Below are 16,101 nucleotides of genomic sequence, written 5' to 3'. Positions count from 1 at the left end.
ATGTGGGATATTTTATTGCGAAATAAACCTGTTTTTCCGGAAGTTCCGGTAAAAAGTTCATCCGATAACAGCGTTTTCAGCGTGTACACTATAAATGTAAGCGGGAACATGACAGCAAAGGAGAATGACGAACATGAAAATATTAGCGATTACTTCATGTCCTAACGGAATTGCACATACGTATATGGCCGCTGAGAATCTGCAGAAGGCAGGCGCGAAGCTTGGCGTTGAGATGAAAGTGGAGACCCAAGGCTCCATTGGCGTGGAGAACCAATTCACGGAGCAGGATATCCACGAAGCCGATGGCATTATTATCGCGGCGGATAAGACGGTGGTGAAGGACCGGTTTGTGGGTAAAAAACTGCTTGTCGTTGGTGTGCAGGATGGTATCCGTCGTCCAGAAGAGTTGATCCAACGGATGATGAAAGGGGATGTGCCCGTCTATCAAGCACAGTCCAAGTCTGCTGCTGAAGATATGACAGGAGAGAACAAACCTAAACAAAATCCGATCTACCGTCACTTGATGAACGGCGTATCCTATATGGTACCGTTTATCGTCATCGGTGGACTGCTCATAGCAATCGCACTGACGATGGGCGGCGTAAAGACGCCGGGTGGGCTGGTTATACCGGAAGGTTCGATCTGGAAAACGATTGAGAGTATCGGTGCGGCTGCGTTTACCTTCATGGTTCCGATCCTTGCCGGTTTTATCGCAATGAGTATTGCGGACAGGCCGGGTCTTGCACCAGGTATGGTCGGTGGGTTCATTGCTGCCAACGGCAGCTTTTATGGAAGTGAAGCGGGAGCTGGATTTATCGGGGGGATTATTGCCGGTTTCCTGGCGGGTTATGTTGCACTTGCTATTAAAAGGATCAAGGTTCCTCGCTCGCTGCAGCCGATTATGCCCATTATCGTTATCCCTGTACTGGCTTCACTAGTTGTAGGGTTAATCTTCGTCTTTGTGATTGGTGCTCCGGTTGCGGATCTGTTTGAAGCGTTAACCGTCTGGCTAGCAGGAATGCAGGGTACAAGTTCGATTTTGTTGGCGCTTATCTTGGGCGCGATGATTTCATTTGACATGGGTGGTCCCGTGAATAAGGTTGCGTTCCTGTTTGGTTCGGCCATGATCGGTGAAGGAAATTATGTGATTATGGGCCAAATTGCCGTAGCCATCTGTGTTCCTCCGATTGCAATGGGACTGGCAGCAATGATTAACAAAAAGAAGTTTACACCTGCGGAACGTGAAGCAGGCAAAGCAACATTTACGATGGGACTGTTCGGTATTACCGAAGGAGCGATTCCATTCGCGGCGCAAGATCCTCTACGCGTCATTCCGAGCATCATGGTCGGATCGATGACGGGTTCGGTGGTTGCCATGTTTGGCAGTGTCGGTGACAGCGTAGCCCATGGCGGCCCGATTGTAGCCGTGCTCGGTGCCGTTGATCATGTGTTGATGTTCTTCCTCGCTGTCATTGTCGGCGCAGCCGTATCGGTTATCATGGTGAGCCTGCTCAAGAAAGACGTTTCAGCTGTGACTCCGGCAGTTGTTGGAGGAGCGATAGAGGATTCTGCCGAAGCAGGTGAGGCGTCCGTAGTAAATGTGGATGCACCCTTGGCTGCGGACTCAGCCGAAGCGGCTCCAACCGTAATGAATAACGGTACAGCAACGGAAGTTTCTGCTATCCGCGTTGAGAAATTGACGGATATTGTTACACCGGATCTCATTAACCTGAATCTGGTCGGAACGACACAGGATGCGGTTATCGACGAAATGATCGGTGTATTGGAGCGGAATGGGGCGGTAAGAGCTGACGGAGATTTTAAACAGGCCATATTAGCCCGGGAACAAGAAAGCTCCACAGGCATCGGCATGAATATTGCGATTCCTCACGGTAAATCGGATGCTGTCCTGAAACCAAGCGTGGTCTTTGGTATCCAGCAGGATGGTGTAGACTGGAAGAGTCTTGACGGCAGCGAAGCCAAACTGATCTTTATGATTGCCGTGCCGCGTAATAGCAAACAGAATGCGCATTTAAAAGTGCTGCAAATGTTGTCCCGCAAGCTGATGGACGATGATTTCAGAGAAGCGCTCTTGGCGGTGACAACGAAGGAAGAGGCCTATCAATTGCTCGATCAGGTGCATTAATTCATGATGCTAAAGCGACTCCACCTAGCCATTGGTTGGGTGGGCAAAAGTAGCCAAGGAGCTTGGCTTATCGCAGAAGGATAATGGCTGATCTATTGGAGATAATCCTGCCGTTATCTCATCATATTAGGGTTTTATTCCAATGAAGCCAGCCCCGCACAGAAACGAGCGGGGCTGGCTTCAATTTTGCACATACTTGAACCGAAGTAGGCATTTCGCCTTTCCATGCGTTTGGTACTCATATCTGTATATCTGTCATCTGATCTATTAAGGGTATGTTTTGCTGTCATATTTTGCATAATGACAATGATATCCAGAATATGATAAAGTTTGTTCATTCCGTGTCCAATGGATTTTGTCCGTTTAGAGTGGACAATAAACGAAAATAACATCTGTGGGTGATAACAGCATGAACATGAAAAAACTTGGCTTACTTCCGAAAATCCTTATAGCCATTTTGCTCGGCATTGCGATCGGATCGTTCTCACCGGAATGGCTGGTTGCCGGATTAGCTACCTTTAGCGGGTTATTTGGAAACTTTCTTGGGTTTGCCATACCTTTAATTATCATCGGATTCATTGCTCCCGGAATCGGGGAGCTGGGAAGAGGAGCCGGTCGCCTGCTGGGCGTAACCACGGGCCTTGCTTATCTCTCCACCGTAATCGCCGGACTGCTGGCGTTCTTGGCAGCGACGTTATTGTATCCGTATATGTTGGAGGTTGGCGGTCTGGTGAATTCCTACACCAATCCGGAAGAGGCGCTGCTGGAACCTTATTTCAAAGTGGAAATGCCGCCTGTATTCGGGGTGATGACTGCTCTGCTGCTTGCCTTCACGCTGGGGCTGGGAGCGGCCGTAATCAAGGGACAAGCGTTGCAGAAGGTCATGGTTGATTTCCGGGAGATTGTGGAGAAGCTGATTGCCTCGATCATCATTCCGCTGCTGCCGTATCATATCCTCTGCGTGTTTGCTAACTTAACCTATGGCGGGCAAGTGACCACGATCCTGTCGGTATTCGCCAAAGTATTTATTATGATCATTGTCCTGCATGTGCTGTTCCTGATCATACAATACTTGGTTGCTGGTCAAGTCGCGCATAAGAATCCGTTTGCCATGCTGAAGAATATGCTGCCAGCTTATTTTACGGCGATAGGTACGCAGTCTTCTGCCGCTGCCATCCCGGTTACGCTGCGCCAAACCAAGCTGAACGGAGTCAGTGGGAAGGTCGCTGATTTTGTCATCCCTCTATGCGCAACTATACATCTATCCGGCAGCACGATTACGCTGGTAAGCTGCTCGATGGCCGTCATGCTGCTGACAGGGATGCCGACCTCTCTTGGCATGATGTTCCCTTTCATTCTGATGCTGGGCATTACGATGGTTGCTGCTCCCGGAGTTCCCGGAGGCGCCGTCATGGCGGCACTCGGCTTGTTGGAGTCCATGCTGGGCTTCGATACGACGCTAACGTCGCTCATGATCGCCCTCTATATTGCGCAAGACAGCTTCGGAACGGCTTGTAATGTAACCGGAGATGGAGCTATCGCCGTGATTACGGACCGCGTGAGTAAATCTGAGCCTGCGTGAATAACGTGAGCACATTTACATCGCGAATGATCAGAATCCAGCACCCTATAAGAGTTAGGGAGAAGCCTGCCCATTTCCTAAGAGATGGGCAGGCTTCTTATTGATTTTTGTTGTACGATCGTACTAAAATATAATCATGAATACTAAAAATAAAACGGATGACCAAAAGGAAATGTCGTTTATTGAGAAGGCTCGCCGTGCGCAGATCGTGGCATGCGCGATCGAAACCATTGCCGAGGTCGGTTATGCCCAAGCATCGATAGGTCAAATCGCCAAGCGTGCCAACGTTAGCAAAGGAGTGATTTCCTATCATTTTGCGGGTAAAGAGGAGCTCCTGGAGCAGGTGGTGACGGAGTATTATATCGCCTATGAGTCCTTTATGCAGCCGATTCTACGTAGCGAAGCTTCTCCCAGAAACAGGCTCAAGAAGTATATTGAAGCGAATTTGGAGTTTATCGTGGAGCATCGGAAGATGGTTTTTGCCGTTGTGGAAATCGTGACGGGCATGTGGACAAAGGAGGGGAAACCTCGTTTTTCGGCGGATACGGATGAAGGTGTGGTTCAACCGATTGAGGCGATTCTGCATGCAGGGGCGAAAGAAGGAACCTTTCGAGAATTCACCCCGTTATCCTCCCGAGTCATGTCGCTCGCTATCCGGCATGCCATCGATGGATTCAGCCTGGAATTGATGAGAAACCCCGATCTTCACGTAAAGGCTTATGTGCAGGAGCTAATTACGATCTTTGATCACGCCACGCGCAAATAAGAACGCTCCCAGGGAGGTGAAAGCATATTGATTTATTATGAGGTGGAATGCTTTTGCTGCAAGAAGACATTTCGGCTGTACGAAGGAAGCGTGGGATATAAAAATTTCAAGGAAAACCAGAAAGGGAAATATTCCTGCGAGTCATGCAATCACAACGTACGGCTGGAGGCGATTTTTAATCTCCTTAGGAAATAAGAAGGAAGAAAAACAATAAAAAGATTAAGCTTGTGAACTGTTTAGATGGGGAGAGTTAAACGACGCCTACAGTTTGACGTACAGTGCGCAAGACTAGCGAGTGTCGGCTGAACCGGCACTCTTTTTTTTGCATGCAAATAAAGAATTGAAATTGTTGATCACACTGGAAAACCAATTGGTGAATTAGATGAGATCGACTTGGATAATGGTATTTTCTATGAAGATAAAGCAGCTAAGGGATTGGGTATGATTAATCGAATGTGTTTTTTATTTTCTATAAATATGGTTGCAACTCTAGTTTATTTACATTTTTTTGTGCAATATTTACTCTAGGAGAATATTACCTTAATATTTCCGGTTTACTATAAAATAGGAATTTATATTGATTTGCAAGACCATATTCTGAAAATGACGATAACTAGGAGGAATCATAGTGAAGAAGCTACTAACAAGTATTATGGCAGCATCTATTGTTTTCAATGCAGGTGCTTTTTCAGGATCAGCTCAAGCAAAACTGGATGAACATCTATTCTCCAAAGATCCAGGTCTTACTTTTGATGTCATTAGTGACATTCAAGGGGATCTCAATGACTTTAAGCATGTACTTAACGATATGAAAAAGGTAAACCCTGCTTCAAAAGCATTAATCGTGAACGGTGATATTACGGACCGAGGTTGGGATTTTGAATATCAAGCCGTACAACAGGTGTTAGATCATAATCCTCATCCGGATAATGTTTGGTACAGCATAGGAAATCATGAGTTTTATAAACCGAAATGGGCAACACCGAACAAATTAGCGCAAAACACGTGGCCGAATCATACGCCGGAATCCGAAATGCTCCAAAATTTTAATAACTTTACTGGCGAGGAGAAAGTCTACCATAAAAAAGAGTTAGACGGATATCCGTTCCTTTTCTTAGGAACCGAAAAATATATGCACTATCATGATGCGTCTTTGTGGGATGAGGTTTATCTTAGCGATGAGCAGCTTGATTGGTTAAAGCAGAATCTTGAGGAATATTCCAAGAACGATCCAAATAAACCGATCTTCCTCTTTAGTCATCATATCCTCAAGGACAGTATTTCAGGCTCCAATCAATCGCCGTATACAGGTGATTACTTAGACCAGGCTAAATTAGAAGCTATATTAAAGGACTATCCGCAAGTCATTCTTTTTACAAGCCACAGTCACTGGGATCTGAATCTTCCGGATTGGGCAGGTAAAAAGGTAGTAGAAGGTGGAGATCAACGTGGTTTTACTGTTGTGAACACAGCTGGGATTCAAGCGGGCTGGGCATCGGCAGGGCCTAATGGTGGTGAAGTGTCGACGGGCAATGATTTTAAACAGGGACTTCAGGTTGAAGTGAACGGAAATGATGTGAAAATAAAAGCGTATGATTATAAAACAGATAAAGTCATTAAAGAGCTGGGTGTGCATCATGGTACGGTTGCTCAATTACCACCTAATGTTCAAGCTGATGATGAAAAAAATGAACTCATTGGTGCTACCCAATACATGGAATACTCTGTGAATGGGAATGGGAATGGTCGCTGGGTTGACTATGATCCAAAGAACCCTCCGAAATTTGAAGGAAACCAAAATGTATTCGTTCGCCATAAAGGTGAAATGAACCTGGAAGATGGATTATCTAAGAAGGTGACTTTTAAAAAATAATGTTAGAAAAAAACAGAGCGTTGATTCTATCAACGCTCTGTTTTTTGCGTACATCAATGTGTATCGGGGAACAACAACATAGTTCCATTGAAGTCACAAGAACATGTTCCGATTTGATGGTGATCTAACACGATCTGACTTGGGCATTTCAATATCAACGTTTCGAAGTAACTGGTTCGCTATTCGTCCGCATCCATTTTAACTGCACGCCCAAACTGTACATAATAAAACGCAGCTACTACAACGATAAGAATAGCAAGCACCATAAAAATATTGCTATAGATGATAGTCGTGCTATTTTGTGGTATCGGATTTAAGCGAATGGTCGATGTGCCCAAATCCAGTATCTTGCCGATAACAGCTGTTGATGTTGCCGTAGAAATAAAAGTGATCATGGAGAATAATCCCATACCTACTCCTATATGCTCTTTTGATAGCGTTCGTGAAACGGTGTTCGACATCGCAATTTGCATGAACGATTGACCAACAGCACCAAAAATAAGAAAGATCCCAATAAAAACTGGCGACATGCCAACGACGGTAGATAAAGAGATAAAGCCAATCAGAAGAAGTGCCGCTGCTGTATAAACAAGGAACGGATTTCCCTTTTCATCTGCTAATTTGCCGCCGAGCCGACCCAAAAACGCGGCCATTAAAGATGACGGCAACATAACCATTCCGATGAAAACAGGTGACGAATGGTTTATAGAAGAAAGCAACTGAGGTGTAATGAATGGAATGGCAAAGCTAATCCCGATCATTACGAAAGTAATAATTAGACCGAATGTAAAAGGTTTGTTTCGAAATATAGCCGGGTTAATGAATGGCGCCGAAGTGTATCGTATACGTAATAAGAAAAAAATGAGAGTAATAGTACCCACCAAGGCAAACCAGATACTTCCGTTTGTTAAAGCCAGTAACAGAATGGCCACTGTGCCCGCCAAAAGCAATCCGCCAATAAAGTCGATATTTCTGGCAACTCCCTTTTCTTCATCTAAATATTTCCGATACATCGGTAACGTAAGCAATGATAAAAGCGAAATTACAAATAAAACCCGCCAGTTCCACGTACTGCTTACCACTCCAGCAATGATCGGACCCATTGCCAACCCGAGTGAAAATCCGATTGCAACGGTACCCAACGCACGACCGCGGCTTTCAGCAGAGAAGTAACGAACCGGGACGATCATTGCAATCGCTGGAATGACCGATGCACCAGCTGCCTGTACAATTCGACCCACAATTACCATCCAATATTGAATAGCCGCTAAGCCTACAACAGATCCAATTGCAAAAAGTAGCAGGCCAAACGTCAACAAATTCTTCAGGCTGTATCTGTCTGTCAATTTTCCATAGGTTACCGAGCCGATTGCGTATACAATCATATAGCCTGTGATGATCCAGCTCGCTTGCGATGGAGAAAGTTGAAACTGTTCGCTGATATTAGGAAGTACAATATTAAACATGGTTGCATTCATGACGGAAATAATGAGCGTAAAGACAAGTAAACCAAGTAATAACTCTCTGTTATTTTTTTGAACGCTTTGATTGGATTGCATTGGAATGCCTCATTTCTGTAGGATAAAACAGCATTGCAGGGGAATGCCTTTAAATACTTTGCTTGGTAGATGCTCATCGCCAAAATACTGAAAAGTCCTCAAAATTGAGGACTTTTCTGTTACTTTGGACAATTTGAATTTGAATTTGTTTTTGATCTTGCTCCCACAGCCGCAAATGATCGTATGCTTCAAAACTAGAATGGGCTGCTGGCACTTGGGGCATATATTTTGATGCTGCGTCGCTTGGAGCATTAGACTTTTCAGCTCTTGTTGTATAGGAACACCAAAATTTTCCATACCATCGTCTCCCATGCCTAAACAGCTTGGATTACTTGATTTCCCCTGTTGCCATGAGAACGGCTCTCCCCAGCGTATGGCTCAGCATGGTAAATCCAAGGAGAGCCGGTGTGGAGTTAGGGGCGACGCCAATATTCTCGACATCCAGCGCATGAACGACAAAATAATACCGATGAGGGCCGTGTCCCGCTGGAGGCGCCGCACCGATAAACCGTTCAAGTCGCAAATCGTTCGGCAGTTGCAAGGAGCCTTGCGGCAAACCACTGCTATGCTCGTCACCTGCACCGGTCGGCAGTTCGGTGACATTGGCAGGAATGTTGATGACGGCCCAGTGCCACAAGCCTGATCCGGTCGGGGCGTCCGGATCATACGCGGTTATGGCAAAACTCTTTGTGCCTTCGGGCGCACCCGACCATTTCAAATGGGGCGAAAGATCTTTACTGCCTTCCAATCCTGACATCTCCGAGTATTGCTGGGGCTGTAGAGGAAGGCCCTCCGCAATGTCGTTACTCGTCAATTGAAAGACTGCGACTTCTGGCAACTTGGAAAATGGATTGTTGTTCACTGTATATTACCTCCTTTTATTTTATAATGTCGATAATACACAACATAATCGATTCTGTAAAGAATAATCGTTTTATTTATACATTATTGAATTTAGTCTTTGTTTTTTTATAAATTTCGGTGTAAACTATCGAAATACGTATAATTATAATGTGCATGAAGGAAGGTGCTGCTTCATGGCCAAAAGGAACGGTTCGCCCACCTTAAGCGAGAATGTCACGAAGAAACTACAGTCCGATATTCTGACTGGACAATATGAACCCGGCTTTCCATTAAAAGTTTCGGAATTAGCCAGAGATTTTGAGGTCTCGGTTGCCGTTGTTCGAGAAGCGCTGACCCGATTGGCGACCAAAGGTCTTGTACAGCAAAACCCTAACCACGGATTTTCAGTAAAGACGGCGTCGGAAGAAGAGCTGAATAACATCATACAAGCACGGTTAATCAATGAATCCGAAGCTTTACGCTTATCCATCGCTTATGGCGATCTCACATGGGAGTCCAATGTAATCGCCGTTCATCACAAATTATCGCAAACGGCTGAGCACAAGGAAGTAAATGAAAAGATTACCATTCGCGAAGAATGGTCCGAGATCCACCGTCAATTTCATTACGAACTTATAGCTGCATGTCCCAATCCGGTTCTCCTGGATATCTGCAGCAACCTTTGGGATTTGAGCGAATTTTATCGACATTATTCGCCCCCTAAACAGCAAGTTCGCGATGGCCTCGCTGAACATAAGGCATTAACAGATGCCGTTCTTAGCCGTGACAGTGATCGTGCTGTACAGATCTTTAGGGAACACATCCAACTCACCGCGGATGTCCTGTTTGACAACCATTAAGGGGTTTATGTACAAATACCAACTTTCAAACCCGTTGTAGACAAGTGCAACATAGTCGGAAAGGTGGCTGCCCATTATTTGAGCACAGCTGCTCTGCCGCACCACCGTTGTATGCACGCGGTTCATAAGTTTGCGTGTTGTTTTCGAAGGACTTGGATAGGACGGGGCTGTTTGAGATTCGCCAGTGGCCATTGGGGAAACTGAATTAGGGCACCCACAAGGGTGCCCTAATTCATCATATTACGAAGTGCTGTCTTCAATTTTTTTTGTGTTTGAACCCCGCTTACCCACTCGAAGACCCAAACAGTCGCTAAGCCCTCTGAATAATTTTTTTATCCTCGATTTCATATACGGTATCGGCTACATTCTCTATCAAACGGATATCGTGCGATATGAAAATGATCGTTCCAGCATAGTTCTTCATCAATTTTTCCAGCGCTTCCACTGCAGGGAGATCCAGAAAATTGCTGGGTTCATCCATCAGCAAGATGTTATATCTCCCTAACAGCAGTTTGGCAAGCTGCAATTTCATGATTTCTCCGCCGCTTAAAACGGATAAATCCTTGCGTACATCTTGCTGAGAAAATCCCATGGATGCCAGGACAGCGCGAATTTCATACGGTCATAATTGTAAAGCTCCGGATCGTCAATGTCCAAAACATTGCACCCCGAATATTCCACCAAAATATCTTTTGCTTTTATCAATAATTCCATATTGTTTCCTCCTTCAAAAATCGCAGTTTCTGTTCGCAGGATCGCCTGCGATTGAAGAAGAGAGGTCTAAATAAAGAAGTACCAATGCATGGATCTCATAAGATTTGCTCCTTTTCATATTTATTTGTCTAAATTTCGGATAGATGGAAGCAGCACGCTTAGAACTGCAATACCTATGATGCATACCCCAGATAACATAAACCACGTATGAATTCCAATTCGATCTGCAAAAATACCCGACACGATTAATCCAATCGGCATGGCGAAGGACATCAGGCTGCCCAATAAGCCAAATACACGCCCTAAATACTCAGGTCGAATTTTCTCTTGGATCAGAGCCGTCTGTACACCATTGTAAAATGGACTTGAAAAGCCCATCAATGCACTGCACAGAACGAAGATCAGGAAACCGTGCATCGGCAGCAGGCCGGATATAAACAAAGCAATACCCATCAACGATATGGAAAAAATGATGCTCATCGCTCGGTTCTTGAAGCCGCCCCACACACTAAGCAGCAAGCTGCCAACCAACATTCCAACGGCAAAGACGATTTCAACAATCGAAGCGTGGGTTGCCGTCCCGCCGAAATAACTCATGCTCATTAAGGGAAACAATGCGTTGATTGGCATGAAGACAAACATATATAGCGCACCAATCCATAGCAATGAAAATAACTCCTTTGATTCCCGGAAAATGCGAAATCCTTCTTTTGCTTCCTCAAAAAACTTCCCTTTTACATCTTCGACTAGCGCTACTTGCTTCGGAATAGCAACCATCGCCACGGTGGTGCTGGCAATCAATGCACCTAATACATCCATGGCAATAATGGCGTTTAATTCCCATGTTGCATATAGAAAAGCTCCTATGGCAGGACTCAGAATATAACTTACAGATTGTACCGATTGGCTGTAACCAGCGCATTTCGTTAATTGATCTTCCGGTACCAGTAAAGGCGTTACGGCACTCAAAGCAGGTGTGTGAAAAGCCGTTCCGCTGCTACGAATAAACAATACGATCATCACGACCCATACCGGCAGCTCGATGAAGAGTGCGACCATGGCCAAGGCAGCACCAGCGGCTGCAACCATAAGGTCTGCACCGATCATAACCATTTTTCGATTCCAACGGTCAACCAAAACACCGATCAGGTAAAAAACCAACCATGGTTGCCATGGAGAGCACCATAGCTGATCCTGTAGTTTCGGTTAAGTGCCAAATGATGGCCATTTGAAGGACGGCGCTCGTAATTAGTGAAACCGCCTGACCTGCCCATACTGTAAAGAAACTTCGTTTCCAATTTTGTTGTATCATGTCCATTCTCCCTGTATTTTTTATTGTCCGGCTGTTTTTTGGCAATAAAAAATACAGATCCGAGTCCACAACGGGGCTTAAATCTGCATTAATAACGAGAGAAGATGGCGATATGAAGGCATAGCAAAAAAGCTATCCGGATCGCAATCTATGTCTACATACGCAGGAAATAAGCAGCACAAAAAAAGCCCACATTTGTGGTTGGAAAATCCGCTTTTTTATTGCCAGCTTATCTTATACGCATGGAATGTAACATAGATAACGAGCCTCCTCATAAATGATACGTTGAATGATAACATTGGCTGCTACACCTGTCAATAAATTAGAGTGCAAAGGGAATACCGGATATTCCAATCAAACTTGATGTTGATTTTACAGCACTCCAAAGACGATCATTACCCCTAAAACCCCCACGTTCTCCCAGCTACCCCCATCGTAAAACGATCACAAAAAAAGGCCAACCAGAAGATTCTGGCTAACCTGATGCTACGAAAACTCCCGTAAAATCAGGAGTTAGTTATCGTATTGAATGCCGACTCAAAAGAATCGTATAGGGAAGAAAGATAGACATCTTTCGTAATGACATCTTTTGTATTGTTCATTTTTTATTTCCGGTATAACTCTTTAAGGATGTTTAATCCTTTTAATTGGTTTTCTTCATCTTGCTGTAATAGCAGCGAGTTAATTTCTAATATGATCTCATTATCTTTTTTACCTAATGACATAAAGTCAAAGAAGTCGAGACTAAGAGCTGTTGTAATCTTTTCGAGGGTTTGCACTGTAAAATTGCCTTCTCCTCTTTCCAGCCTGCCGATATAGCTAAACGAGGACTCGATTTTTTCGGCAAGCTCCTCTTGAGTTAAATTCTGGCTTTTTCTTATTTCTCTTATCACAATGCCCAATCTCTCTGCAATCGATTTATCCATATATGTATCGACTCCTCTTATATAAGAAGTGTAGACAAAAGATAGTCAATATTGGAGTCACTAAAAGGTTTATTATATATTAATTATTGTCCTTAAAAGGCTATGGCCCTTGGAAGGTTTATTTGGTAAATTGTAAATATATTCAAGTATAGAGGGAATGATTCCCGAAGGTACTTCCTAAACAAAGTGGGTTTTGTGCGGGAAGATAGAATTATGCTTTAATTGACAGGCGTTAAATTAATCTATACTATTACTATTATTATATTGATATACTAAATTATGGATGTTCCGAATGCGGATATTCTTATTGGAGGTTGTTGAATTGATACATACAACCACGATACGATCAGAATTGGATTTTTACCTGAAAAAGACAGGATTAACTATAAATCAATTTGCGGAACAATCAAAAATTAACTCAGGGACGTTAAGCACTATTATTAAGGGTGTACGCCCCATTGCTGTGCAGCAATTAGATCGAATGGTATCGGCGATGGGACTTCCCGAAGGCAGCTTTTATGAGCTGTATGCGGATGAATGTTTTGCTTATCCGCTGAATTGGAGAAGACTAAAGCCATTTTTGTACCGCTGTGCTGAACTGGATAAGCTGGAGTTAATTCAGAAGGTTGTTCGTTACATGACGGATAACCTAGCTTATGCGCCGATGCTTTTTGACACGGCAGAGGATTTGTTTAATCAAGGCAAAAATTCAGCTGCCGCAATTATTTACGAATCAGTAGCCGAAAGTGAGAAATATCAACATTCTGAACGGTTAGCCCTATGCCATTATCGCCTGTTTACGATCTCATTAGGTCATGACCAAGACAAAAATCTTCGAGTAGCCACTAAATTTGAGGAATTCGTTGAACGTTTAGATGAAGTGGATCAACTTGATGCGTTGAAGGATCTTGCAAATACATATCTTTCACTTCGGCAATGGAGCAAGGTCGACGAAATGGCAGAAGAAATGGGCAGAAAGGCAACGATTCAGTATAAATTTAATCAGACCAGTAGATATGGTATACATAAGAAACCTAAACAACCGTTGTTTTTGTATATCATATACTCGCACCTACTACGTTCAGCTGTTTGTGACGAACGAGGTGAATACGAGGAAGCGTTAAAGTATGTTTCATTATATTCTGATTTGAGTTGGGTCAGGGAGGATACAGCGGAAGCTCTCCGTCTCAAAGAAGAATTTGCCATGCTTGCTGTTGTGAATACATGTTTATATCAGCTTATGATGGGACAAGTTAAAATTCTGCCACAGTATGTAAATTATATTGAATCAAGAGAGGCTGAAATTCTTCCAGCACTAATCAAAATTGTTCAAGCAGCTAATAAATATAATTTTGATATAGATTTTATACTTAAGAAATTTAAAGGCCAGATTTCTGCATTTGCAGTGAAACAAGCCGATATTGGAACATATACCTATCAAGTGGTGGCCGATCGGTATACACGTTTCTTAAGCGAGTTATCTCTTTATTACTTGCGTAATCAGCAATATGATATAGGTATTAACAACTTGCTAGATTGCTTGACATCAGCCATTGAAATTCACAATGATAATGCTATTCTTAATTGTGTACGAACGTTTGAGCAATTTAGACATGTTACATCTGTTGAAGCACAGAATAGATATAATATTCTAATTAGCGAGGTGCCTATGAAATGAAAAGAAAAATTGTATTATGGTTAGTTGCCTTGATTGTCACCATGTCTATTAGTGTTCCGTTACATACCACTGAGCCACTTTTTGTTCAACATAATACTCATGGTTCTGGAGGATATTGAGATTTAAGCTGGAAAACCCGCAAGAATATTACCAACAGTGATGCATATCCACAGAAACGGGATGGATTCTGTGAGATTATTCGTAAGTGACTAAGCAAGCATTTGGAAGAATAGGAAGGGGTAACTGGTGATCAAACCAGTTACCCCTTTAATTTAGTAGTTTCATTTAAACTGAAACAGGTTCTTTTATTCTCATACTGTCACTTTGACGATATTCCATTGCAGCCATGGTGGTTATGAATTCTACAGTTGGATCGATACTATGAACGATATTTTGAAGATCCTCCACACTCGCGTAGAAGAACTCTTTTCGTAGATTAACTTTGTTTACACGTTGAGTTTCCAGAGTCTGATGAAGTTGCTGTTCAAGGCCAACGGCATCGTCACTGAATACCAGTGCATGTACATCGAATTTAAACGGAACAGAAGCGTCACCTAATTCGTCTACCCGCTCCAACGGATCTAACCGGCGAGTCATCCCTACCTTAAACATGTTGTCACCGAAGGACCCTAAGTTTGAAATGACATAGACATACCCAGCTTTGCCATTTGCTCGTTTGATAACTTCTTCCTTTTTTTCCTCAAGTCTATCAAATTGTTCTTCGAGTTCTTTTAGCCTGGCTTCAAGAGCTTCGATTTTGATTATGTCCGTCTCTTTATTAAGTAATTCCCTGTTTTTAGCCATCTCTTGGAGATATTTCTCTTCTTCTTTTTCGATTTTTTTACGTTCTTCTTCTAATAGTCGTTTTTCCTCTGCTTCCTGCCTCATCATTTCACGGATTCGACGTTGTTCTTCTTTTTCTAACTCTTTCTGCATATAATACTTGTATTCAATTCTTATTGCGATCTCAAAAAGAGGCTCAAGTTCGGATAAGAAGCGGGTGATAGTTGGCAGAATACTCGCATTACCATTGGCTGCGATTCTTAGATATTTCTCTATTAATGTTTTTGAGTTTTCAAGAGCGGTATCGAGATTGCTATAACTTAAGGTATACAATATATTCTGTAACTCAGCTTGCAAGCCAATGACCATAAGTTCATATATTGTTGCATTTGCTTTTGTGTTATAACGCGATTGATAGGATGCTAACAAATTACGGATATCTTTATAATTGGCATTCATCTCTGATTTTAAAATCTTAGAATTTTTATGATGGAGGTCCAACTGCACAATCGGTTCAAGCAATCCTTCTTCCTTCAAGGATTCTTCAAAAGTACCCATATGCATCTCAATAACTGAGTAGTCAATTGCGGATGGGAACTGCTCCATAAGATGTTTAATACCAAGGAGCTCGGCTTTATGTTTCTTTGCCGTTTTGGCATATCTATTGATCTCTTTATTGGTCTTTGATAGGGATTCTTCTGCTTGCAGTACCTCATTTGTGAGCTGATCCTTTTTATCGATAAGCTCAATGATGTCTTTTTTTGAGTCCTCGAGTAGATTAGCAGCTGTTTTTTTTGATTCTTCCAGAATTAATGAAGCTTCCTCCTTTGCTGCTCTGATGATCTCAACTCCTCGATCTTCAATAGCAATTCGAAGCGGGGCCACAGTATCTTCAATGACTTGTTCAAGTTTGGCAGTCTTGGATTCCACTGCTTTAAGTTGTCTTTGTTTTTCTTGCAGCAGCTGATCTTTCTCCAGTAATGACTTATCTAATCTAAACAACTCTTTGATTTTTTTAATCATAAATCCTCCCGATTAATAATGTTGATATAAAAAAGT

The 16,101-nt window shown here is 43.1% G+C and carries 11 protein-coding genes and 2 pseudogenes; 6 read left to right on the top strand and 7 right to left on the bottom strand.

What is annotated here, in order from left to right; all coding sequences use genetic code 11:
• Positions 1-133 precede the first annotated feature (133 nt).
• The 4 genes from AK95_RS18200 (at position 134) to AK95_RS18185 (ending at position 6,367) form a co-directional block, all read left to right on the top strand.
• Positions 134-2,146 carry a fructose-specific PTS transporter subunit EIIC gene (locus tag AK95_RS18200; protein ID WP_071221311.1) on the top strand — a complete coding sequence of 671 codons (2,013 nt, stop codon included), beginning with the start codon at positions 134-136 and terminating at the stop codon, positions 2,144-2,146.
• 415 nt (positions 2,147-2,561) lie between these two features.
• Positions 2,562-3,728 carry a dicarboxylate/amino acid:cation symporter gene (locus AK95_RS18195; protein WP_071221606.1) on the top strand — a complete coding sequence of 389 codons (1,167 nt, stop codon included), beginning with the start codon at positions 2,562-2,564 and terminating at the stop codon, positions 3,726-3,728.
• A 136-nt stretch (positions 3,729-3,864) separates the two neighbouring features.
• Positions 3,865-4,494 (top strand): TetR/AcrR family transcriptional regulator, encoded by a 630-nt coding sequence (locus tag AK95_RS18190; protein WP_071221310.1) that lies wholly within the window; start codon positions 3,865-3,867, stop codon positions 4,492-4,494.
• Between the two features lie 628 nt (positions 4,495-5,122).
• The gene (locus tag AK95_RS18185) at positions 5,123-6,367 is read left to right on the top strand and encodes a DUF4073 domain-containing protein (RefSeq protein ID WP_071221309.1); all 1,245 of its coding nucleotides are present in this window, start codon (positions 5,123-5,125) and stop codon (positions 6,365-6,367) included.
• A 179-nt stretch (positions 6,368-6,546) separates the two neighbouring features.
• Here AK95_RS18185 and AK95_RS18180 read toward each other — a convergent pair whose 3' ends face one another.
• On the bottom strand, positions 6,547-7,926 hold the full coding sequence (locus tag AK95_RS18180) for an MFS transporter (protein ID WP_071221308.1): 1,380 nt from the start codon (positions 7,924-7,926) through the stop codon (positions 6,547-6,549).
• Between the two features lie 328 nt (positions 7,927-8,254).
• On the bottom strand, positions 8,255-8,788 hold the full coding sequence (locus tag AK95_RS18170) for a YbhB/YbcL family Raf kinase inhibitor-like protein (RefSeq protein WP_071221306.1): 534 nt from the start codon (positions 8,786-8,788) through the stop codon (positions 8,255-8,257).
• Positions 8,789-8,963: 175 nt separating this feature from the next.
• Here AK95_RS18170 and AK95_RS18165 point away from each other — a divergent pair, with 175 nt between their 5' ends.
• Positions 8,964-9,629, top strand: coding sequence for a GntR family transcriptional regulator (locus AK95_RS18165; RefSeq protein WP_071221305.1), 666 nt, complete (start codon positions 8,964-8,966; stop codon positions 9,627-9,629).
• Between the two features lie 310 nt (positions 9,630-9,939).
• Here the strand turns inward: AK95_RS18165 and AK95_RS18160 are convergent.
• The 4 genes and pseudogenes from AK95_RS18160 to AK95_RS18150 form a co-directional block, all read right to left on the bottom strand.
• Positions 9,940-10,245: pseudogene (locus tag AK95_RS18160) on the bottom strand (ATP-binding cassette domain-containing protein); the annotation flags it as partial.
• Positions 10,176-10,343, bottom strand: coding sequence for a hypothetical protein (locus AK95_RS34175; RefSeq protein WP_162487599.1), 168 nt, complete (start codon positions 10,341-10,343; stop codon positions 10,176-10,178). The gene AK95_RS34175 and the pseudogene AK95_RS18160, both read right to left, overlap by 70 nt.
• A gap of 120 nt (positions 10,344-10,463) precedes the next feature.
• Positions 10,464-11,655: pseudogene (locus AK95_RS18155) on the bottom strand (MFS transporter).
• A gap of 605 nt (positions 11,656-12,260) precedes the next feature.
• On the bottom strand, positions 12,261-12,581 hold the full coding sequence (locus AK95_RS18150; RefSeq protein WP_071221303.1) for a helix-turn-helix domain-containing protein: 321 nt from the start codon (positions 12,579-12,581) through the stop codon (positions 12,261-12,263).
• A gap of 322 nt (positions 12,582-12,903) precedes the next feature.
• On the opposite strand from AK95_RS18150, the gene AK95_RS18145 reads away from it, so the two are divergent.
• The gene (locus AK95_RS18145) at positions 12,904-14,259 is read left to right on the top strand and encodes a helix-turn-helix domain-containing protein (protein WP_162487598.1); all 1,356 of its coding nucleotides are present in this window, start codon (positions 12,904-12,906) and stop codon (positions 14,257-14,259) included.
• A gap of 285 nt (positions 14,260-14,544) precedes the next feature.
• On the opposite strand, the gene AK95_RS33855 is transcribed toward AK95_RS18145, so the two are convergent.
• The gene (locus AK95_RS33855) at positions 14,545-16,065 is read right to left on the bottom strand and encodes a GIY-YIG nuclease family protein (RefSeq protein WP_083397658.1); all 1,521 of its coding nucleotides are present in this window, start codon (positions 16,063-16,065) and stop codon (positions 14,545-14,547) included.
• Positions 16,066-16,101: the final 36 nt, after the last annotated feature.

The organism is Paenibacillus sp. LC231, assembly GCF_001860525.1.
Lineage (GTDB): Bacteria > Bacillota > Bacilli > Paenibacillales > Paenibacillaceae > Paenibacillus_AQ.
The sequence above is the reverse complement of the archived record's forward strand: the minus strand, read 5'-3'. Positions and strand labels throughout refer to the sequence as shown.

Excerpts from the sequence above, each read along its gene's own strand:
- AK95_RS34175 (WP_162487599.1), bottom strand. The coding sequence starts at position 10,343 with ATGGAATTATTGATAAAAGCAAAAGATATTTTGGTGGAATATTCGGGG.
- AK95_RS18195 (WP_071221606.1), top strand. The coding sequence starts at position 2,562 with ATGAAAAAACTTGGCTTACTTCCGAAAATCCTTATAGCCATTTTGCTC.
- AK95_RS18190 (WP_071221310.1), top strand. The coding sequence starts at position 3,865 with ATGAATACTAAAAATAAAACGGATGACCAAAAGGAAATGTCGTTTATT.
- AK95_RS33855 (WP_083397658.1), bottom strand. The coding sequence starts at position 16,065 with ATGATTAAAAAAATCAAAGAGTTGTTTAGATTAGATAAGTCATTACTG.
- AK95_RS18150 (WP_071221303.1), bottom strand. The coding sequence starts at position 12,581 with ATGGATAAATCGATTGCAGAGAGATTGGGCATTGTGATAAGAGAAATA.
- AK95_RS18165 (WP_071221305.1), top strand. The coding sequence starts at position 8,964 with ATGGCCAAAAGGAACGGTTCGCCCACCTTAAGCGAGAATGTCACGAAG.
- AK95_RS18180 (WP_071221308.1), bottom strand. The coding sequence starts at position 7,926 with ATGCAATCCAATCAAAGCGTTCAAAAAAATAACAGAGAGTTATTACTT.
- AK95_RS18200 (WP_071221311.1), top strand. The coding sequence starts at position 134 with ATGAAAATATTAGCGATTACTTCATGTCCTAACGGAATTGCACATACG.